The 2248-nt window shown below is 46.5% G+C and carries 1 protein-coding gene; it reads left to right on the forward strand.

Annotated features, from left to right (window positions below):
* Positions 1 to 607: 607 nt before the first annotated feature.
* Positions 608 to 2128: a group II intron reverse transcriptase/maturase gene (gene ltrA, locus K2Y18_08700; protein MBX9805813.1), complete on the forward strand. Its 1521-nt coding sequence runs from the start codon at positions 608 to 610 to the stop codon at positions 2126 to 2128.
* Positions 2129 to 2248 lie beyond the last annotated feature (120 nt).

Genomic DNA, 2248 nt, shown 5'->3' on the forward strand with positions numbered 1-2248 from the left:
GTGGTGCGACACGAAGTCGCCAGAAGAATTGTTTTACTTAAAAGGAAATAAGATAAAACCTGTTGTTCCATCAACAGTTTCCTACCCATCCATGCGCTGCTGGTAACAGCAAGGTATGAAGCGTTGGGGACAATGCAGCCGGGGAAATCCCTAAGACAAACCGTGAGGGGAGTCTGAATCTGCCAGCATCAAGGCGGAGAGGAGCTAGGAAGGAATGGTACGGTTAACTCATGTGAATGCCATACGGATACCGACATGACGAAAAAGCCAAAGATGCTGACAGGCTTTAACCAAAAGGTAAGTAGCTCGGATATGCATCCACCTCTGGCATATCATGGACAAAGAAGCCACCGGTAGAATCGGCAAACCTAACCCATTCATTATCATTCATCTGGGGAAACGTGATAACCCTGTAATATGCCTTAAGGACAAGGACAGCAGACTGTAAAGAATGCCCGTCGTATTGCAGGTGTAGGAGGTTGGAAGAAGCAAACGCTCATTTGTAATGAATGAGATAGGGCCTAGGCCCAACGCGAAAGCGTGCAGACGTCCAACTGGTCTTGTACGCAAGAGCATTTGAAGAATCGACTCAATGATGGGAACGCAAATGACAACGCGATTAATATCGACGATTGGTGCCCCCAACACGCGCGAACAAACCTGGGACACCATTGCATGGCACCAGGCAAAAGCAAACGTGAGAAGACTGCAAATCCGTATTGCGAAGGCTTATCGTGAAGGAAAACCAGGCAAAGTAAAAGCTCTGCAATGGCTCCTCACACACTCACGAAGCGCCAAACTACTGGCGGTGAAGCGAGTGACTGAAAATCGTGGCGGTAAAACGCCCGGTGTCGATAAAGTGGTATGGCGCACGGCCAACCAAAAACTAAAAGCAGTATCAACATTAAAGCGTCATGGCTATCAACCACAACCCCTAAGAAGGATATACATCCCCAAAAAGCTATCAGGGAAACTTCGACCACTTTCGATTCCAACAATGACGTGTCGAGCACAACAAGCTCTACACTTATTCGCATTGGAACCGATAGCAGAAACAATGGCAGATAAAAATGCCTATGGATTTCGACCTCACCGCTCAACAGCAGATGCCATCGGCCAGTGTTTCATCAGATTAGCACGACGAGACGCGGCTCAACACATCTTCGAGGCTGACATCAAAACCTGTTTCGATTCGATTTCCCATCCTTGGTTATTGAACAATATTCCTATGGATAAAGCTATCTTAGAGAAATGGCTGAAAGCAGGCTACACAGAAAATCAGTGCTTCTTTCCCACAAGCGTCGGCACACCTCAAGGCTCTTTAATTTCGCCAAGTCTTTTAGTGATTACTCTCAGTGGACTGGAAGCCGCCCTTCAGGCTGCAACCACCAAAAGAGATAAAGTACATCTGTGCACTTACGCCGATGACTTCATCGTCACCAGCGCATCACCTGAAGTCTTAACGGAAAAAGTCCGCCCTGTCGTGGAATCCTTCCTAGCACAGCGAGGTTTGGTCTTATCACCGACCAAAACTCGCATAACGCACATCAGCGAGGGGTTCAACTTTCTCGGTACCAACATTCGCAAGTACAAAGGGAAACTCATTTGTAAACCGGCCAAAGATAATCTTCAGGCCTTCTTGCACAATGTCCGAAACACCATTAAGTCTAATGCCACAGCGAAAACGGAAAACCTCATCCGTTCATTAAACCCAAAAATACGCGGATGGGCTAATTATCACTCCCATATCTGTGCTAAGCGAACGTTCTCAAAGGTTGATCACATCGTTTTTGAAGCCCTATGGCGATGGGCTGTACGTCGCCATCCCCACAAAGGGGCAAAATGGATACGAAAAAAGTATTTTCGCACCAAAGAAAACAGACACTGGGTGTTCTCAGCGACTAGCAAAGATAAACAAGGATACATAAAACATCTGGAGCTAGTCGAAGCACAAAAAACCCCCATCAAACGGCACATCAAAATCATAGCCAAGGCAAACCCTTACGATCCTGCTTACTTAAAATACTTCGAGGAACGCCTAACACGACGTAAGGTGTCAAAGAAGAAAAATCAGGTCAGATTTCAAATAGGGTTCCCATGGTGGGAGATCGATAATCACGATGGATAAGTTAAACCGGATGGTAGTTATAACATTACTGTCTTAGCAAGGCTTGAGCCGTATGATGCGAAAGTATCACGTACGGTTCTTAGGGGATGGGGTCACAGTAATGTGGCCCTATTACCCGAC

It is taken from the genome of Alphaproteobacteria bacterium (assembly GCA_019746225.1).
Classification (GTDB): Bacteria; Pseudomonadota; Alphaproteobacteria; order Paracaedibacterales; family VGCI01; genus VGCI01.

Coding starts and splice junctions, on each gene's coding strand:
- ltrA (MBX9805813.1), top strand. CDS start 608: ATGACAACGCGATTAATATCGACGATTGGTGCCCCCAACACGCGCGAA.